Below are 17,402 nucleotides of genomic sequence, written 5' to 3' on the forward strand. Positions count from 1 at the left end.
CTCAGCCGTCCTCGCCGACAGGGCGGCCGAAGTTGGGGGCGGCCGTGTCCTGGCCGGCGTCGATGATCGAGCGGCGGATGGCGCGGGTGCGGGTGAAGAGGTCGAACAGCTTCTCGCCGTCGCCCCAGCGGATCGCCCGCTGCAGATAGGCGAGGTCCTCGGAGAAGCGCGCGAGCATCTCCAGGATCGCGTCCTTGTTGTGCAGGCAGACGTCGCGCCACATGGTCGGGTCGGAGGCGGCGAGGCGCGTGAAGTCGCGGAAGCCGGAGGCGGAATACTTGATGACCTCCGATTCCGTCACCGTCTCCAGGTCGTCCGCCGTGCCGACGATGTTGTAGGCGATGATGTGCGGCAGGTGCGAGACGATGGCGAGCACCTTGTCGTGGTGCTCGGCGTCCATCTCGTCGACGTTCGAGCCGAGCGCGCGCCAGAATGCGGCGAGCTTGCGCTTGGCCTCCTTGTCGGTGCCGTGGACGGGGGTGAGGATGCACCAGCGGCCCTGGAACAGCTCGGCGAAGCCCGCGTCCGGGCCGGAATGCTCGGTGCCGGCGATCGGGTGCCCGGGGATGAAATGCACGGTCTTCGGCATGTGCGGCAGCATCTGCGCCACGACCGAGCTCTTGGTGGAGCCGACGTCGGTGACGATGGCGCCGGGCTTCAGGTGCGGGGCGATCTCCTCGGCCACCTTGCCGGAGGCGCCGACCGGCACCGAGACGATGACGAGGTCGGCGTCCGCGACGGCCTTGCCGGCGTCCTGCACGTAGTCGGTGCCGAGATCGAGCGCGCGGGCGCGCGCCAGCGTCTCCTCGCTGCGGCTCGACACCGTCACCCTGTCCGCCAGCCCCTTGGCCTTCACGGCGCGGGCGATGGAGGAGCCGATCAGGCCGATGCCGATCAGCGCGATCCTGTCGAAATGGACGTCCGTCATGTGCCTTCGAGCCCCCGTTTTCCGTGCAATTAACGGCGGGGCCGCGATTTGTCGAGGCCTACAGGCTCTCGCGGGTGGTCGGCACGCCCTGCGGCGCCAGCACCGGCACGAAGACGCGGCGCGAGGCGCGGGCGGCGACCGGCAGGCCCTGGTAGAGCCGCTTCTGCGCCTCGACGACGATGACGCCGGAGAACATCGGCCAGAGGCTGCGGCCGAGCCGCTCGAACAGGCCGCGCAGCTTCTGCACAGTGCGCAGCTTGGAGGGCGGGAAGAACAGCGCCTCGGCCGTCGCGCCGGGCGTGAAGTTCGTCTCGCGCAAAAGCGCGGTGAGCTGCCCGCGCGAATAGGGCCGGCCGGAGCCGAAGGGCGTGTGCTCCATGCGCGCCCACACGCCGCGCCGGTTCGGTACGACGATGACGAGGCGGCCGCCGGGGGCGAGCACGCGCCAGAGCTCCTTCATCGTCTCGCGCGGGTTCTCGGCGAATTCCAGCGAATGGACCATCAGCACGCGGTCGACCGAGGCGTCCGGCAGCGGCAGTTCCTCGTCGAAGACGAGCGCCGTCGAGGAGAGCTCGCCGGGCGGCCAGTTCACCGCGCCCTGGCCGGCGGGCATGAAGGCGAAGGTGCGCTCGGTATCGGCGCGGAAACGGTCGAGATAGGGTACGGCATAGCCGAGGCCCACCAGCCGCTCCTCCGGCAGGCGCGCCCACAGCGAGACGAGCGCCATCGTGATGGAGTGGCCGGCGAGGCGGCCGAGGCGCGAATGGTAGAATTCCCGAAGGTCGACGATATCGGTGTGCATGGCGGGAATGTGAGCGATGGGCCGGTGGACTTCAAGGCCGGTTGGCTTACATTCCCCCTGACCGCTCGACGAAGGATGGATGCCATGGCCCCGCTCGACATAGACCTTTTTTCCTGCCGCAGCGACAATTTCGGCGTGCTCGTCCACGATCCCGCGACCGGGCTGACGGCGAGCATCGACGCGCCGGAGGAGAAGGCGATCCTCGATGTGCTTGCCCGCCGCGGCTGGACGTTGAGCCATATCTTCACGACCCATCACCACGGCGACCACGTCGAGGCGAACCTGCCACTGAAGGCGCGTTTCGGCGCGACGATCGTCGGGCCGGCGCGGGAGGCCGCGCGCATTCCCGGCATCGACCGGACGGTGGACGGGGGCGACGCGTTCGATTTCGCCGGCCGGCGGGTGGAGGTGATCGCGACGCCGGGCCATACGGCGGGCCACGTCTCGTATCACCTGCCCGAGGAGAAGCTGCTCTTCGCCGCCGACACGCTGTTCGCGCTCGGCTGCGGCCGGCTGTTCGAGGGCACGGCCGCCGACATGTGGCAGTCGCTGTCGAAGCTCGCCCGGCTGCCGGACGAGACGCGCGTCTATTTCGGCCACGAATACACGCTGTCGAACGCCCGCTTCGCCGTCACCGTCGACCCGGACAATGCGGCGCTCGCCCGCCGTGCGGCCGAGATCCAGCGGCTGAGGGCGGACGGCGCCTTCACCGCGCCGACGACGATCGGCGTCGAGAAGGAGACGAACCCGTTCCTGCGCGCCGGCGACCCGGCGATCCGCCGCCATCTCGGCATGGAAGGGGCGGGCGATGCGGAGGTCTTCGGCGAGATCCGGGCGCGCAAGGACCGGTTCTGATATCAGGCCGTTGCGGGCGCGCGCCTGCGGAAGATCATGTCGCGGGCGGCGAGCACCGCGCCGCCGGTGACGAGCAGGCAGGCGAGGCCGATGCGCCAGGACGGCTCGGCGAAGCCCGTGACGACGAGGACGAGGGTGGAGAGCAGCGGCGCGGCATAGCTCGCGGCGCCGAGGATCTGGATGTCGCCGTTCTTCACGCCGTAGTCCCACGCGTAGAAGGCGGCCCCCACCGGCATGAGGCCGAGGCCGGCGACGGCGAGCCATTCGAAGCCCGTCTGCGGCCAGACGGTCGTCTCCAGCATCAGGTGGCAGAGGAAGGAGAGGAGCGAGGTGGCAAGGCAGAAGCCGGTGACGACGTCCGTCGAGACCGCGCCAAAGCGGCGGGTGGCGAGCGAATAGGCCGCCCAGGCGAAGGCGCAGAGGAAGGCCGCGGCGTAGCCGAGGAGATAGGCGCCGTCGAAGGAGAAGCCGTTGCGGCCGACGATCAGCACCGTGCCGGCGAGCCCGGCCAGCGCGCCGGCGACGTGGTGCCCGCGCAGCCGCTCGCCCGGCAGCAGCGCCGAGCCGACGACGATGAAGAGCGGCCAGAGATAGGCGATCAGGCTCGCCTCGACGGCCGGCGCGTTGCGCAGCGCCGTGAAATAGAGGAAGTGGTAGCCGAACAGGCCGGCGATGCCGGTGGCCCACACCTTCGCCGGCTGCCTGAGCAGGCGCATGCGCTCCGGCCTCGCGGCGAGCACGGTAATGCCGGGCAGGCTGCCGATCAGGAAGCAGATCGCCGAGAGCTGGAACGGCGGCATCCGGCCGGAGGCGGCGGTGAAGAGCGCGAGCAGCGCCCACATCAGGATCGCCGAGAAGCCGATCAGCGTCGCGCGCAGGGTCAAGGCCTGTCCTTTCCGGGGGAGTTCGCGTTCACTTGCCGAAGCGCGTCGCCGAAACGGTGACGGGGCCGAGCCTGGTGGGGATCTGCGCATAGACGGGCGCATAGACGTCGGCACCCTCCGCCTTGGCGAACCAGACCTCCATCGTCGTCAGCTTGCGCAGGTATTCGACGTCGTGGCGGCCCTTGCGATAGCCGGACTTCGGGATGAAGCGGATGCCGCAGACGACGGCCTCGCCCTCGAAGCCCTGGGTGGAGAAGGGCCGCGTGCCCTTGGAGCTGAGCTTCAGGTCGAGGCGCGATTCGCCGTCGAAGATCGGCAGGGTCTTCGGGCAGACGCGGCTGCCGGCGGGGATGATGAGGCCGGAGATCGGATCGAGCACCGAGCGCATGTCGCCGCGCGTCACGGGAACCCAGTTCTTCGGCCGCCGGCGCGGCGGCGTCATGCTGGCCTGGACGACGTTGCCGTTGCGGAAGGTGACGTCGATCTCGCGGCTGCGCTTGCCGCTCCGGTAGGAGACGGAATAGCTGGTGGCGCTCAGCCGGTTGCGGCGGATGACGCCGGAGACCGAGGTGGTGCCCTGGGTGCTGGAGAATATGTCGGCGAGGCCGGCCGAGCGCAGGCTGCCGGAGATCACGTAGCGGTTGCCGTCGAATTCCGAGCGGAAGGAGGCCGTCGCCACCGGCAGGCCGGAGAGGCGGATGCTGTAATCGGTGCGGTGCTCGCGCTCCGCCGAGGCAAGCGGTGCGGCGAAGCCGAGAAGGGCAAGCGATGCGGCCGCACCTGCAATCCATCCACGCCAGTTCATTTTCCCACGACTCCCGTTCGAGACGTTCCGCAACGTGCCAGAAAGGCAAACCAATGCGGCAAATCTGCGCCGCGGCCGATCCGCCACCCGTTGCTATTGCCTGCGAATCGCGGCACTTGGCAACTGAAATCCGCCGACGCCGCAGGTTTGGCTTGACGTTGCCGCCCGGTGTGACTATAGAACCGCGACTTTCCTAAAAGGCCAGACGGACCGCGGCCGGTTACGGTGCCGGAAACGTATTGTCCCGAACACAAGAAAAATAGGTGTAACCATGTCCCGTAGTTGCGAATTGACCGGCAAGGGCGTCCAGTCGGGCAACAATGTGAGCCACGCGAACAACAAGACCAAGCGCAAGTTCCTGCCGAACCTGTGCAACGTCACGCTGATCTCCGACGCTCTCGGCCAGCGCTTCCGCCTGCGCGTTTCCGCTGCAGCGCTCCGCTCGGTCGAGCATCGCGGCGGCCTCGATGCCTTCCTGCTGAAGTCGGACGAGAACGAACTGTCGATGCGCGCCCGCCTGCTGCGCCGCCAGATCGCCAAGAAGACCGCCGCCTGATCAAGGCTGCAGGCCGCACCGATCCGATCGAGGCTTGACCGCACGCCGGTCAGGCCTCGCTCTTTTGCCGGCATCGTCGTTTCTCCAACTGGTGGCATCACCCAGGATAAAAAAATGCAAGCGAACCGCATTACCCTCGTCTACGTCCTCCTGATGACCGCCGTCGTCGTCGCCTCGAACGTGCTGGTGCAGTTCCCGCTTTCGGGCACGCTCTTCGGCATCAGCCTCGGCGACCTCCTCACCTACGGCGCCTTCACCTATCCGGTCGCCTTCCTCATCACCGACCTCACCAACCGCCAGTTCGGGCCGCGGGTGGCGCGGCGCGTGGTGGCGGCGGGCTTCATCGTCGCGGTGTTCTTCTCGTTCGCCGCCTCGACGCCGCGCATCGCCATCGCCTCGGGCTCGGCCTTCCTCGCGGGGCAGCTCCTCGACATCTCCGTCTTCAACCGGCTGCGCCGGCAGACCTGGTGGCGCGCGCCGCTGATCGCCTCGCTGATCGGCTCGATGCTCGACACCGTGCTGTTCTTCTCCTTCGCCTTCGCGCCGGCCTTCTCGCTGTTCGGGCCGAACGACGACTTCGCCATCGAATGGGCGCCGATCCTCGGCGTGCTTTCGGCCGAGGCGCCGCGCTGGATCTCCTGGGCGATGGGCGATTTCTCGGTGAAGGTGCTCGTCGGCTTCGTCATGCTGCTGCCCTACGGGGCACTGATGAGCAGGCTGAAGCCGATGCCGGGCGTGGAAAAGCTCGCCTGAGGACGATAGCGCTTCAAGCCCCCTCATCCGGCTGCCGCCACCGTCTCCCCGCACGGGAGAAGGCGAAGAACGCAAACGTCTCGTCTTTCCTTCTCCCCTGCGGGGAGACGGTGGCCCGGAGGGCCGGATGAGAGGGCGGCGCGGCTCTACTTCTCCTGCAGCAGGCGGAACTCCAGCATCAGGTTGCGCTGGAGGATCGAGTGGTTGTCGTCGGAGACGACGACGATGCGGATCTCGCCGTCCTCCATCGCCACCACGTCCATGCCTTCCATGTTGTCGATCTGCTGGCTGAGGTCGGCGTCGATCAGCACCTCGCCGTCGAGGACGGCGCCGGGGCGGATCGCCGCGCCGTCGAAACGGCGGATGCGCATGCCCACGCCGTCCGACAGGCGGAAGCGGCGTTCCAGAAGCAGGAGGTCGCCGTTCGGCAGGAAGGCGCCGTCGGTCACGTCCCACGGGTCCTCGCGCCGCACCGCGAAGGTGCCGGCACGCGGGCCGTCGAGGACGGCGGCGAGCAGGTGGCCGTCGGCATCGAGGCTGCGCTCGGCGACGGTGACGGGCACGGCGCCGAGCGGCCCCGCCTCCGGCGCCATGGCGAGCGTCTCCAGCCCGCGATTGGTGCGCATCTCCGAACGCGGGAAGGGGAAGGGCAGGCGGCGCGACGGCTTCGCCTCCATGAAGCCGGGGTCCGGATAGGCGTCGATGCGGTGGCGGCCCTCGTAGCTGACGAGAAGCTCGCCCGCGCCGATCGCCAGCCCCTCCGCATCCATCCGCGCCTTGTTGCTCTCCGTCCGGCCGTTCTCGTCGAGCATCGAGCGCACCGCCACGTCGGCAAGTCCGCCGAGCCGGCCGTCCGCGCCGCGCGTGACGCGGCCCGTCAGCCAGTGGCCGGTGTCGAGCACGGCGACGAAATGCTCGCGGTCGGCGCGGAAGCGGATCGCCGAGACGGCGCCGAGCAGCGGGTCGGACGAGGAGTAGACGATGCCGCCGAGGAATTCGAGCTTGCCGAACACCTGTCTGTCGGAGCCGAAGGCGAAGCTCGACAGGGCGCGGCTTGCGACGGGGAGATCGGTGCCGTCGGCGGCCGCCGGTTGCAGGCTCGCAAGCGAAAGGCAGGCCGACAGCGCGAGGAGGCGCAGGTGGCGTCCGACGCGAAGGCCGGCCACGCCCTCAGCCCGCCCGGCGCCGGCCGGCCGGCCGGCGGCTCGTCGATTCGTCGGCGAAGAGCGAGGCGAGCTGCTCGGTCATGGCTCCGGCGAGCTCGTCGGCATCGACGATGGTGACGGCGCGGCGGTAGTAGCGGGTGACGTCGTGGCCGATGCCGATGGCCAGCAGCTCGACCGGCGAGCGCGTCTCGATCTGCTCGATCACCGCGCGCAGATGCCGTTCGAGATAGTTGCCGGGGTTCACCGACAGCGTCGAATCGTCGACCGGCGCGCCGTCCGAGATCATCATCAGGATGCGCCGCTGCTCGGAGCGGCCGAGCAGGCGGTTGTGCGCCCAGATCAGCGCCTCGCCGTCGATGTTCTCCTTGAGCAGGCCCTCGCGCATCATCAGGCCGAGGTTGCGGCGCGCACGCCGCCAGGGGGCGTCGGCGGCCTTGTAGACGATGTGGCGCAGGTCGTTGAGGCGGCCCGGCGATTGCGGCTTGCCGCTCGCCAGCCATTTTTCGCGCGACTGGCCGCCTTTCCAGGCCTTGGTGGTGAAGCCGAGGATCTCCACCTTGACGCCGCAGCGCTCCAGCGTGCGGGCGAGGATGTCGGCGCAGGTGGCGGCGACCGTGATCGGCCGGCCGCGCATCGAGCCGGAATTGTCGATGAGCAGCGTCACGACGGTGTCGCGGAAGGTCGTGTCCTTCTCGCGCTTGAAGGAGAGCGGCTGCATCGGGTCGATGATGATGCGCTGCAGGCGGGCGCTGTCGAGGTAGCCCTCCTCCAGGTCGAATTCCCAGGCGCGGTTCTGCTGCGCCATCAACCTTCGTTGCAGGCGGTTGGCGAGCCGGCCGACCGCGCCCTGCAGGTGGGCGAGCTGCTTGTCGAGGAAGGCGCGCAGCCGCTCGAGCTCGGCCTCGTCGCAGAGTTCTTCCGCCGTGATCGTCTCGTCGAATTCCTCGGTGAAGACGGTGTAGTCGACCTTCTCGTTGAAGTCGGTGAAGGGATCGGCCGGGCGGCGGGTCTCGCCGGGCGTCTCGCTGTCGTCGCTGTCGTCGTCGGCGAGGTCGTCGTCGGAAATCTCCGCGCCGTCCATCTCGCCTTCGTCCATCTCCTCGTCGGAGGTCTGGTTCTCCTCGGCGGGTGCGGCCTCGTCGCCGGCCTCCTCCTGGGATTCCGTGTCCTCCTGCTCGTCGCTGCGCGGCTGGTCCTCGTCCTCCGGCGTCTCGCTGTCGTCCGGCTCGATCTCCTCGTCGCTGAGGTCTTCGGCGACGTTCATGGAGGCGAGCATGTGACGCACGACGCGGGCGAAGGCCTGCTGGTCGTTCATCGTGCCGGCAAGCCCGGTCATGTCCGTGCCGGCCTTGTCCTCCAGGTAGTCGCGCCAGAGGTCGAGCACCTTGCCGGCGGAGGCGGGCGGGGCCTGGCCCGTCAGCTTCTCGCGCACGATGAGGGCGACGGCCTCGGCGAGCGGCGCGTCGGCCTGGCGGCTGATCGCGCCGAAATTCGCCTTGGTATATTTCTCCGACAGCACGGCGTCGAGATTCTGTGCCATGCCGCGCATGCGGTTGGCGCCGATCGCCTCGACGCGCGCCTGCTCGACGGCGTCGAAGATGGCGCGGGCGTCCGCGCCCTCGGGCGACATGGTGGCGTGGACGCGGGCGTCGTGACAGGCCTTGCGCAGCGCCATGGAATCGCCGAGCCCGCGGGTGACGGCGACCTCGGACGGCGTCGGACGCTTGGAGAGCTCCGGCAGGCGGATGCGCTCGCCGGTCATGCCGGGACGCTCGTTGGCGAAGGAGACCTCCACCTCGGCGTCGCCGGACACCGCGCGCACGCAGCCCGTCACCGCGCGGCGGAACGGCTCCACGTCGACCACGCCGCCGGGCTTCGGCCTCAGATTGTCACCGCGAGCAGCCATGGCCTTCTCCGCGCGGCCCTCAGGCCGTCGCCTCCAGCACGATGTTGGCCGCGCTCTCCTTCAGCTCGACGCCGAAGGCGCGCTGGTAGAGCTCGGCCACCAGCGTGCGCTCCAGCTCGTCGCACTTGTTGAGGAAGGTGACGCGGAAGGCGAAGGCGATGTCGCCGAAGATCTCCGCGTTCTCCGCCCAGGTGATGACCGTGCGCGGGCTCATGACGGTGGAGAGGTCGCCGTTGATGAAGGCGGCGCGCGTCAAGTCGGCGACGCGCACCATGCGCGAGATCGTCTCGCGGCCGTCCTTGGCCGAAGCGAGCTTCTTCACCTTGGCGGCGACGATCGACACCTCGTTGTCGTGCGGCAGGTAGTTGAGCGTGGTGACGATCGACCAGCGGTCCATCTGCGCCTGGTTGATCTGCTGCGTGCCGTGGTAGAGGCCGGTCGTATCGCCGAGGCCGACCGTGTTGGCAGTGGCGAACAGGCGGAAGGCCGGATGCGGGCGGATGACGCGGCTCTGGTCGAGCAGCGTCAGCCGGCCGGAGGATTCCAGCACGCGCTGGATGACGAACATCACGTCCGGACGCCCCGCGTCGTATTCGTCGAAGACGAGCGCGACATTGTGCTGGTAGGCCCAGGGCAGGATGCCGTCCTTGAATTCCGTGACCTGCAAGCCGTCCTTGATGACGATCGCGTCCTTGCCGACGAGGTCGATGCGGCTCACGTGGCTGTCGAGGTTGACGCGCACGCAGGGCCAGTTGAGGCGGGCGGCGACCTGCTCGATATGGGTCGACTTGCCGGTGCCGTGATAGCCGGAGACCATGACGCGGCGGTTGTGGGCGAAGCCGGCGAGGATGGCGAGCGTCGTCTCCCGGTCGAAGAGGTAGTCCGGGTCGAGATCGGGCACGTAGGCGTCCGGCTTGGAATAGGCCGGCACCCGGATGTCCGTGTCGATGCCGAAGACCTCCCTGACGGACACCGTGGTGTCGGGGAGGTTGGAAATGTCGATATCCATCTTGCTCATCACGTCTCCGCGGGCGAAAGCCGCGCGTGCGCCCGCCCCAATATCTGCTGTCGCCGTTCAGGCTTTCGCCTAGCCGCATTCGTGCAACGCCGGATGATTCCATCCGGTTGCAAGATGCTCTAGCAGAAGCCGGCCTGCTTTAACAATTGATATGCCTGGATGACCGCCCGAAAACGCTCCTCCGAGCCCCTGTCTCCGCCATTTGCATCGGGATGATGCTTTTTGACAAGGGCCTTGTAGGCCGACTTGATGTCGTCCGCGGTGGCGGTCGCCGTCAGGCCCAGCGTGTCGTAAGCCTTGGCCTCCAGGGTCTTCAGTTTTCGCGCGCGCGGTTCGGGCCGCGCGTTGCGGCCCTGTTCGAAGAAGCCGAAGGGGTCGCGGATGCGCTGATTTGCCCCGGCGGTGCCGGAGCGTGCCGTGCCCTGCGCCGGGCCGTTCTTCGCCGCCTTGTTGACGCCGATGGTCCAGGTCGGGCGGTGGCCGGTGATCGCCTCCTTCTGGTAGCGGGCGATCTCGCTGTCGGAAAGGCCGGAGAAGTAGTTGTAGCCCTTGTTGTATTCCTTGACGTGCTCGAAGCAGAACATGAAATACTGGCCTTCCGCGTTGCGCCCGACCGGCGCGCGGTGCACGGCATTCTCCTCGCAGCCGTCCCACTGGCAGGTGGGCGCCGTGCGTTCGGGCCGCTCCACCCGCCGCCGCGTGCGGATGCGGTCGAAATATTTGGAATCGAGTTTCATGGCCCTGATTATGGGGTCGCGGGGCCCCGCCAACAAGAATTGACAAAGCGGATTGTTGCTGGCTTGGTGGAACCATTTGCGAGGTTTTCCGATGTCCATCCGCACAAGCATCGAGGAGAAGCTGACGGCCGCTTTCGCGCCCGAGCGTCTCGAGGTGATCAACGAGAGCGGGCTGCATGTCGGCCACCAGCCGGGCTTCGACGGCGAGGGCGAGACGCACATGCGGGTGCGCATCGTCGCGCCGGCCTTCGCCGGCATGGGCCGCGTCGCCCGCCACCGGGCGATCAACGACCTGCTGACGTCGGAATTCGACGCGGGGCTGCATGCGCTCGCCGTGGAAGCCGCCGCGCCCGGCGAGCCGGTCCGCTGGTGATCAGGACGCGGCCGGCGGCAGGTCGGCGGGGCGGATGCGCAGCCGGGTGAGGCGGTTCTTCACCCGCTTCATGACGATGAAGCGCTTGCCGTAGAAGGTGAAGGCCTGGCGCTCCTCGGGGATCGACTTCGATTCGTGGATGACGAGGCCGGCGATCGTCGTCGCCTCCTCGTCCGGCAGGTTCCAGTCGAGCGCGCGGTTGAGATCGCGGATCGGCACGCCGCCGTCGACGACGATGGAGCCGTCCGCCTCCTGGCGTACGCCCTGCAGGTCGATGCTGTGCTCGTCGGAAATGTCGCCGACGATCTCCTTCAGGATGTCCTGCAGCGTGACGAGGCCCTGCACCTCGCCATATTCGTCGACCACGGTCGCGAAGATCTCCTTGCGCCGGAAAAAGGCGTTGAGCTGGTCCTTGAGGCTGGTGGTCTCCGGCACGAACCACGGCCTCTGCGCCACTTCGGTGATGTCGAGGTTCCTCGGCTCGACGCCGGGCTGGGCGAGCGCGCGCAAAAGGTCCTTGGCATGGACGACGCCGACGATGTTGTCGGTCGAGCCGCGCCAGAGCGGCATGCGCGTATAGGGGCTTTCGAGCATCGCCTTGACGATCGTCTCGGGCGGGTCGTCGGCATTGAGGCCGCGCATCGCCGTGCGGTGGATCATGATGTCGGAGACTTCCAGCGCGGAGAGGTCGAGGCCGTTGCCGACGCGGTCGGCCCGGCCGGCGTCGGACTGCGACGGGCCGGCGCGGCGCTCGCCCTCGCTCTCGGCCGCCTGCGGGCGGCGCAGATATGCGTCCCTCCAGCGCAGCAGGAGGACGAGGCCGACGAGCAACCCCGCGACCAGCGGCAGGAAGAGCCAGTAACCGGAGGCGACGGGCACGGCGCCGTTCATGCCGACAGCTTCTCCTTCAGGAAGGCGAGGACCTCGGACTGCGGCACGTCGTCGGCGACGAAGGACCGGCCGATGCCGCGCGTCAGGATGAAGGTGAGCTTGCCGGCCTTGACCTTCTTGTCCTGGGCGATGGCGTCCATCAGCACCTCGGCCGGCGGCAGGCCGCCGGGGATCTCATGGACGGATGTCGGCAGGCCGACTTCCCTGAGATGCGCCTCGACGCGGCTGCCGTCGTCGGGGCTCGCGAGGTTCATGCGGGCGGAGAACTGGTGGGCGAGCACCATGCCGATCGAGACCCCCTCGCCATGGACGAGGCGGGCGCTGTCGTATTGCGTCGCCGCCTCCAGCGCGTGGCCGAAGGTGTGGCCGAGGTTGAGCAGCGCGCGCTGGCCGTTTTCGCGCTCGTCGGCGGCCACCACGTCGGCCTTGGCCTGGCAGCTCCCGGCGATCGCCTCGATGCGGGCGGGACCGCCGGCGAAGACGTCGCGCCAGTTCTTCTCCAGCCAGTCGAAGAAGTCCGGCTTGTCGATCAGCCCGTATTTGGCGACCTCGGCATAGCCGGCGCGGAACTCGCGGGGCGAGAGCGTGTCGAGCACGTCGGTGTCGGCGAGCACGAGGTCGGGCTGGTGGAAGACGCCGATCAGGTTCTTGCCGTGGGGGGAGTTGATGCCGGTCTTGCCGCCGACGGAGGAATCGACCTGGGCGAGCAGCGAGGTCGGCACCTGGATGAAGCGCGAGCCGCGCCGGACGATGCCGGCGGCAAAGCCGGTGAGATCGCCGATGACGCCGCCGCCGAGCGCCACCACCGCGTCGTTGCGCTCGATGCGGGCGGCGAGCACCTTGTCGCAGACCGCCATCAGCGGCTCGAAGCTCTTCGTCTTCTCGCCGGCCGGCAGGACCAGCGAGACGGCGTCGATGCCTTCGGCGGCAAGGGCCGCCATGAAGGCGTCGAGATAGAGGGGAGCGACGTGCTCGTCGGTGACGACGGCGATCTTCCGGCCCTTCAGGCGGCCGGCGATCTCGCGGCCGGCCGAGGCGATCAGGCCGGGGCCGATCAGGATGTCGTAGGCGCGCTCGCCGAGCTCGACGCGGACGGTGCGGCGGTTGGGGGTGTCGGCGGTCATTCGCTTCCTGCGTTCCTGCGGGTGGAGGCGATGGCGGCGAGCACCTCCTCCACCATGGTTTCCTTCTTCACGTCGCGCGACATGACCGTGAGATCCGCCTCGGCATAGACCGGGTAGCGGGCGTTCATCAGGTTCTCCAGCGTCTGGCGCGGGTTCTCCGTCTTGAGCAGCGGGCGGGTGTCGCGCTTGTTGACGCGCTCCCAGAGCACGTCGAGGTCGGCCTTCAGCCAGACGGTGAGGCCGCCGCGCTTGATGTGCTTGCGCGTGCGCTCGTTGATATAGGCGCCACCGCCGGTGGAGACGACGCGCGGGCCGGTGCGCAAGAGCCGCTTGATCACCCGGGTCTCGAGCGCGCGGAACTCCTCCTCGCCATAGGCGGCGAAGAGGTCGGTGATCGACATGCGCGAGACGCGCTCGATCTCGTGGTCGGAATCGATGAAGGGAATGCCGAGCGCCTGCGCCGTCAGCCGGCCGATCGCGGATTTCCCCGCCCCCATCAGGCCGATCAGCACGAGGTTGCGCCTGCCGAGCGCGGCGCGCGCCTCTTCTGCGAGCGTGAGGGGAGGCTGCTGGAGCGTCTCGGTCATGGGGCGGCCCGGTTTCTGTCCGCTCCGGTATCGGACAAAATTGTCCGAAGCGTCAAGCCTGCGGTGGGTCCTCGGCTCGACCCCGAGGATCCACATCCCTTGCGCTCGGCAGATGGCGGGGCGATATAGGAAGGACCCTGCGGAGAGCATCATGCCGACCCTGTTCCGATTCCTGTTCTTCTGCGCCGTGATCGCCGGGTCGATCTACGGCACCATGGTCGCGCTCGTGACCTTCGTCGAGCCGACCGAGCGCGAGGTGACGATCCGCATCCCCTCCGAACGGGTGAACCCCGCGCCATGAGGGACCCGTCGGCGCTGCAGGTGGAATCCTTCCTGGAGATGATGAGCGCCGAGCGGGGTGCAGCCGCCAACACGCTGCAGTCCTACGAGCGCGACCTTTCGGATGCGCGCGCCTTCCTCAACGGGCGCGGCGTGCGGTTGACGGAGGCCGCCTCCGGGGATCTGAGCGCCTATCTCGCCCATCTGGCGGGGCAGGGCTTCGCCCCGTCCTCGCAGGCGCGGCGGCTGTCGGCGCTCCGACAGTTCTACAGGTTCCTCTACGGCGAGGGGCTGCGGGGCGACGACCCGACCGGCATCCTCGACGCGCCGAGGAAGGGCCGGGCGCTGCCGAAGACGCTGAGCGTCGAGGACGTCGGCCGGCTGATCGAGCGGGCGGCGGCGGAAGCCGCGGAGCCCGGGCCGGACCTGCTCGTGCGCCGCCGCCTGCATGCGCTGGTCGAGCTCCTCTATGCGACGGGCATGCGCGTCAGCGAGCTCGTCTCGCTGCCGGCGAGCGTGCTGTCGCAGGCGGGGCGCTTCCTCGTCGTCCGCGGCAAGGGCAACAAGGAACGGCTGGTGCCGCTGTCGCGTGCGGCGATCGCGGCCCTTGCCGCCTATGGCGAGGCGCTCGCCGCCGGGACGGGCGACGATCCGGCGACGGGAGACTTCCTCTTTCCGGCGAAGAGCAGGGAGGGCCACCTGCCGCGGCAGGTCTTCGCGCGCGACCTGAAGGCGCTCGCCGGTCGGGCCGGAATCCGCGCCGCGAGCCTCTCGCCGCACGTGCTGCGCCACGCCTTCGCGAGCCATCTGCTCCAGAACGGGGCGGATCTGAGGGCCGTCCAGGAACTCCTCGGCCATGCGGACATTTCGACGACACAAATCTATACGCATGTGCTGGAAGAACGGCTGCATGCGCTGGTTCAGGCCCATCACCCCCTTGCCAAACAGGCAAAAAAGCCGGATTAGGACCCCCACCGCTTGCGACCGGCCCCCGGGGCCGCGTGCGCCCGAGGCGGTTTGAGCAAACGATCGGAAACGCATCTCATGCACAATTACCTCGATTTCGAAAAGCCCATCTCGGACCTCGAAGGCAAGATCCACGAGCTGAAGAAGCTCGCCGAGGACGATGAGAGCATCGATACGACGGACGAGATCGGCCGTCTGGAGGTCCGTGCCCGCGAGGCGATGGCCGACATCTATTCCAAGCTCACCCCCTGGCAGAAGACGCAGGTCGCGCGCCATCCGCAGCGGCCGCATTTCCTCGATTTCGCCGGAAGCCTGTTCGACGAGTTCACGCCGCTCGCCGGCGACCGCAAGTTCGCCGAGGACGAGGCGATCCAGGCCGGCCTCGGCCGCTTCCGCGGCGAGCCCGTCGCCATCATCGGCCAGGAGAAGGGCAACGACACGAAGTCGCGGCTGCGCCACAACTTCGGCAGCGCCCGGCCGGAAGGCTACCGCAAGGCGATCCGCATCATGGAGATGGCCGACCGCTTCGGCCTGCCGGTCGTCACCCTCATCGACACGGCCGGCGCCTATCCGGGCATCGGCGCGGAGGAACGCGGCCAGGCGGAGGCCATCGCCCGCTCCACCGAGATGTGTCTCAACGTCCGCGTGCCGATCGTCTCCGTCGTCATCGGCGAGGGCGGCTCGGGCGGCGCGATCGCCATCGCCACCGGCGACCGGGTCTACATGCTGGAGCACGCCATCTACAGCGTGATCTCGCCGGAAGGGGCGGCCTCCATCCTCTGGCGCGACTCCACCCGCGCCAAGGAGGCGGCGAGCAACATGAAGATCACGGCCGAGGACCTGAAGGCGCTCGGCGTCATCGACGGCATCATCCCCGAGCCGGTGGGCGGCGCGCACCGCGATCCGGAAACGGTGATATCGCGCACCGGCGACGTGATCGCCGCGGCGCTGAAGGATCTTTCCGCCAAGCCCGGTGACCAGCTTCGCAAGGAGCGGCGCCAGCGCTACCTCAACATCGGCCGCCAGCTCTGAGAACCGGGGCTTCCGCCCCATCTCGGCCACATTCCTCGTGTCTGAACGGGGCGGTCTTCCGACAGCCTCGCGAAAGAATTTCCGGTTAACGATTTATGAAGTATAAGCCGGGAGAATTGCGCGTCCGCCGGTCGGCGCGACGGTTTACGATCTGATGATTGTCATGGGCTTTCCGTAATGCGCCTGAGAGTTCTCGCTGCCGTATCGCTCCTCGCCGTGGCCGCCGCCGGCTGCACGAACGAGACGCTCGACACCGTCGACATCAAGTCGGTGAAGAACAAGGTCGAGTACCAGCTTTCCGGCAAGGTGCTCCAGAAGATGGCGTCGATGAACATCGACCGGCTCGCGCCGGTGATGGTCCGCATCTTCAAGGAGGAGGGCACGCTGGAGGTCTGGAAGGCCGACCGCACCAACCGCTTCCAGATGGTCAAGAGCTACAAGATCTGCGCCTGGTCGGGCAAGCTCGGGCCGAAGCGCAAGGAGGGTGACCGCCAGGCGCCCGAGGGCTTCTATCCGCTCTCCCGCCACCATCTCAATCCGAATTCGAGCTATTATCTGGCGATCAACACCGGCTTTCCGAACACCTACGACCGCGCCAACAACGCGAGCGGCAGCCATCTGATGATCCACGGCGCCTGCTCCTCGTCGGGCTGCTACTCGATGACCGACGAGCAGATGGTCGAGATCTTCGCCTTTGCGCGCGACGCCTTCAAGGGCGGGCAGGAGACGATCCAGCTCCAGGCCTTCCCCTTCCGGATGACGGCGGAGAACATGGCGCGGCATCGCGACAATCCGAACATGGAATTCTGGAAGATGCTGAAGGTCGGCTACGATCACTTCGAGGTGACGAAGCGGCCGCCGGAGGTGAAGGTCTGCGAGCGGAAGTACGTCTTCAACCAGCAGTCGGAGAAGGCCTTGTCGCCGACGGCCGCCTGCCCGGCGATGACGACGCCGGCGGCGCTCGAGATGGCGCTCGCGAGCTACAACAAGTCCTACGAGACGGCCTACGCGACGGCGATGAAGAAATACGAGGGCACGGTCTGGCTCGAGCCGTCGGAAGCGCAGCGCAAGGCGATCGTCGCCGACCAGCGCAAGGGCCGCGAGCTCGCCTACGCCCCGACCGGAAGCTCGATCGACGCCGGCAAGCTGATGACGCTGCGTGAGATCGAGGAGCAGAAGAAGCGCGCCGAGGAGGCCGAGCGCCGCAAGATCGAGGCGGAGGCCCGCGCCGTGCAGGAGGCCGAGGAGCGCAAGGCCCGCGAAGCCGAGGCGCTTGCCGCCGACGTCGCGGCGAAGAAGGCGGAAAAGGCGGCTGCCGGTGCCGCCGCGGCCTTGCCGGTGCCGGAGGAGAACCCGGGCGTGGACGTCGCCGCGGAGATCCAGCCGAAGAAGCCCTTCTGGAAGTTCTGGCAGAAATGACGGACGTTGCCGCCGCATCGGACGTCTATGACCTGCGCGGCCTGAAATGCCCCCTGCCGGTGCTGCGCACGCGCAAGCGCCTCTCCGCCATGGCGGCCGGCGCCGCGCTCTGGGTCGAGACGACCGACCCGCTCGCCGTCATCGACATCCCCCATTTCTGCCGCGAGGACGGCCATGTGCTGGAGGCGAGCGAACGGCTCGCCGACGGGCACCGGTTCTTGATCCGCAAGGCCGGGTGAGGCGGACGGGGCTTTGCCCCTCGTCCGGCTGCCGCCACCTTCTCCCCGCAGGCGGGGAGAAGGGGATGGGGCGGGGTCTTCC

The 17,402-nt window shown here is 68.4% G+C and carries 19 protein-coding genes and 1 pseudogene; 9 read left to right on the top strand and 11 right to left on the bottom strand.

Features of this window, described 5'->3' with window-relative positions; genetic code table 11:
* Position 1: 1 nt before the first annotated feature.
* Together NNZ72_RS11970 and NNZ72_RS11975 are read right to left on the bottom strand one after the other, a co-directional pair.
* On the bottom strand, positions 2–928 hold the full coding sequence (locus tag NNZ72_RS11970; protein WP_257315549.1) for a prephenate/arogenate dehydrogenase family protein: 927 nt from the start codon (positions 926–928) through the stop codon (positions 2–4).
* Between the two features lie 58 nt (positions 929–986).
* Positions 987–1,730 carry a class I SAM-dependent methyltransferase gene (locus NNZ72_RS11975; RefSeq protein WP_257315550.1) on the bottom strand — a complete coding sequence of 248 codons (744 nt, stop codon included), beginning with the start codon at positions 1,728–1,730 and terminating at the stop codon, positions 987–989.
* Between the two features lie 84 nt (positions 1,731–1,814).
* Between NNZ72_RS11975 and gloB the strand changes: the two genes are divergently transcribed.
* On the top strand, positions 1,815–2,585 hold the full coding sequence (gloB, locus tag NNZ72_RS11980) for a hydroxyacylglutathione hydrolase (protein ID WP_257315551.1): 771 nt from the start codon (positions 1,815–1,817) through the stop codon (positions 2,583–2,585).
* A 2-nt stretch (positions 2,586–2,587) separates the two neighbouring features.
* Here the strand turns inward: gloB and yddG are convergent, their stop codons facing one another.
* A complete protein-coding gene (gene yddG / locus NNZ72_RS11985) occupies positions 2,588–3,469 on the bottom strand; it encodes an aromatic amino acid exporter YddG (RefSeq protein WP_257315552.1) in 882 nt (293 codons plus the stop codon).
* 28 nt (positions 3,470–3,497) lie between these two features.
* The gene (locus NNZ72_RS11990; RefSeq protein ID WP_257315553.1) at positions 3,498–4,274 is read right to left on the bottom strand and encodes a DUF3108 domain-containing protein; all 777 of its coding nucleotides are present in this window, start codon (positions 4,272–4,274) and stop codon (positions 3,498–3,500) included.
* Positions 4,275–4,545: 271 nt separating this feature from the next.
* Here NNZ72_RS11990 and rpmB point away from each other — a divergent pair, with 271 nt between their 5' ends.
* Positions 4,546–4,830 (top strand): 50S ribosomal protein L28, encoded by a 285-nt coding sequence (gene rpmB, locus NNZ72_RS11995; protein WP_257315554.1) that lies wholly within the window; start codon positions 4,546–4,548, stop codon positions 4,828–4,830.
* A gap of 114 nt (positions 4,831–4,944) precedes the next feature.
* The gene (locus tag NNZ72_RS12000; protein ID WP_257315555.1) at positions 4,945–5,583 is read left to right on the top strand and encodes a VUT family protein; all 639 of its coding nucleotides are present in this window, start codon (positions 4,945–4,947) and stop codon (positions 5,581–5,583) included.
* 146 nt (positions 5,584–5,729) lie between these two features.
* On the opposite strand, the gene NNZ72_RS12005 is transcribed toward NNZ72_RS12000, so the two are convergent.
* The 4 genes from NNZ72_RS12005 to NNZ72_RS12020 form a co-directional block, all read right to left on the bottom strand.
* Positions 5,730–6,749: an esterase-like activity of phytase family protein gene (locus NNZ72_RS12005; protein WP_371747753.1), complete on the bottom strand. Its 1,020-nt coding sequence runs from the start codon at positions 6,747–6,749 to the stop codon at positions 5,730–5,732.
* Between the two features lie 4 nt (positions 6,750–6,753).
* Positions 6,754–8,655 carry a cobaltochelatase subunit CobT gene (cobT, locus tag NNZ72_RS12010; RefSeq protein WP_257315556.1) on the bottom strand — a complete coding sequence of 634 codons (1,902 nt, stop codon included), beginning with the start codon at positions 8,653–8,655 and terminating at the stop codon, positions 6,754–6,756.
* A gap of 19 nt (positions 8,656–8,674) precedes the next feature.
* Entirely contained in the window at positions 8,675–9,673 is a 999-nt protein-coding gene (gene cobS / locus NNZ72_RS12015) for a cobaltochelatase subunit CobS (protein WP_257315557.1), read from the bottom strand.
* A 119-nt stretch (positions 9,674–9,792) separates the two neighbouring features.
* Positions 9,793–10,419 (bottom strand): J domain-containing protein, encoded by a 627-nt coding sequence (locus tag NNZ72_RS12020; protein WP_257315672.1) that lies wholly within the window; start codon positions 10,417–10,419, stop codon positions 9,793–9,795.
* 82 nt (positions 10,420–10,501) lie between these two features.
* On the opposite strand from NNZ72_RS12020, the gene NNZ72_RS12025 reads away from it, so the two are divergent.
* Complete coding sequence (locus NNZ72_RS12025) at positions 10,502–10,783, top strand: BolA family protein (protein WP_257315558.1); 282 nt, start codon at positions 10,502–10,504, stop codon at positions 10,781–10,783.
* Here NNZ72_RS12025 and NNZ72_RS12030 read toward each other — a convergent pair.
* The 3 genes and pseudogenes from NNZ72_RS12030 to NNZ72_RS12040 all read right to left on the bottom strand — a co-directional run.
* A pseudogene (locus tag NNZ72_RS12030) lies at positions 10,784–11,494 on the bottom strand (transporter associated domain-containing protein); the annotation flags it as partial.
* Between the two features lie 176 nt (positions 11,495–11,670).
* Complete coding sequence (gene aroB / locus NNZ72_RS12035) at positions 11,671–12,798, bottom strand: 3-dehydroquinate synthase (RefSeq protein ID WP_257315559.1); 1,128 nt, start codon at positions 12,796–12,798, stop codon at positions 11,671–11,673.
* A complete protein-coding gene (locus NNZ72_RS12040) occupies positions 12,795–13,385 on the bottom strand; it encodes a shikimate kinase (protein ID WP_257315560.1) in 591 nt (196 codons plus the stop codon). Before NNZ72_RS12040 ends, aroB begins: the two co-directional genes overlap by 4 nt.
* 151 nt (positions 13,386–13,536) lie before the next feature.
* On the opposite strand from NNZ72_RS12040, the gene NNZ72_RS12045 reads away from it, so the two are divergent.
* The 5 genes from NNZ72_RS12045 (at position 13,537) to NNZ72_RS12065 (ending at position 17,320) form a co-directional block, all read left to right on the top strand.
* Positions 13,537–13,686, top strand: coding sequence for a hypothetical protein (locus NNZ72_RS12045; protein ID WP_257315561.1), 150 nt, complete (start codon positions 13,537–13,539; stop codon positions 13,684–13,686).
* Positions 13,683–14,630 (top strand): site-specific tyrosine recombinase XerD, encoded by a 948-nt coding sequence (xerD, locus tag NNZ72_RS12050; RefSeq protein WP_257315562.1) that lies wholly within the window; start codon positions 13,683–13,685, stop codon positions 14,628–14,630. The genes NNZ72_RS12045 and xerD overlap by 4 nt, the downstream gene beginning before the upstream one ends.
* 78 nt (positions 14,631–14,708) lie before the next feature.
* A complete protein-coding gene (locus NNZ72_RS12055; RefSeq protein ID WP_257315563.1) occupies positions 14,709–15,662 on the top strand; it encodes an acetyl-CoA carboxylase carboxyltransferase subunit alpha in 954 nt (317 codons plus the stop codon).
* 177 nt (positions 15,663–15,839) lie between these two features.
* Entirely contained in the window at positions 15,840–17,081 is a 1,242-nt protein-coding gene (locus NNZ72_RS12060; RefSeq protein WP_257315564.1) for a L,D-transpeptidase family protein, read from the top strand.
* Complete coding sequence (locus NNZ72_RS12065; RefSeq protein ID WP_257315565.1) at positions 17,078–17,320, top strand: sulfurtransferase TusA family protein; 243 nt, start codon at positions 17,078–17,080, stop codon at positions 17,318–17,320. Before NNZ72_RS12060 ends, NNZ72_RS12065 begins: the two co-directional genes overlap by 4 nt.
* The last annotated feature ends 82 nt before the right edge of the window (positions 17,321–17,402 follow it).

Source organism: Shinella pollutisoli (assembly GCF_024609765.1).
GTDB lineage: Bacteria > Pseudomonadota > Alphaproteobacteria > Rhizobiales > Rhizobiaceae > Shinella > Shinella pollutisoli.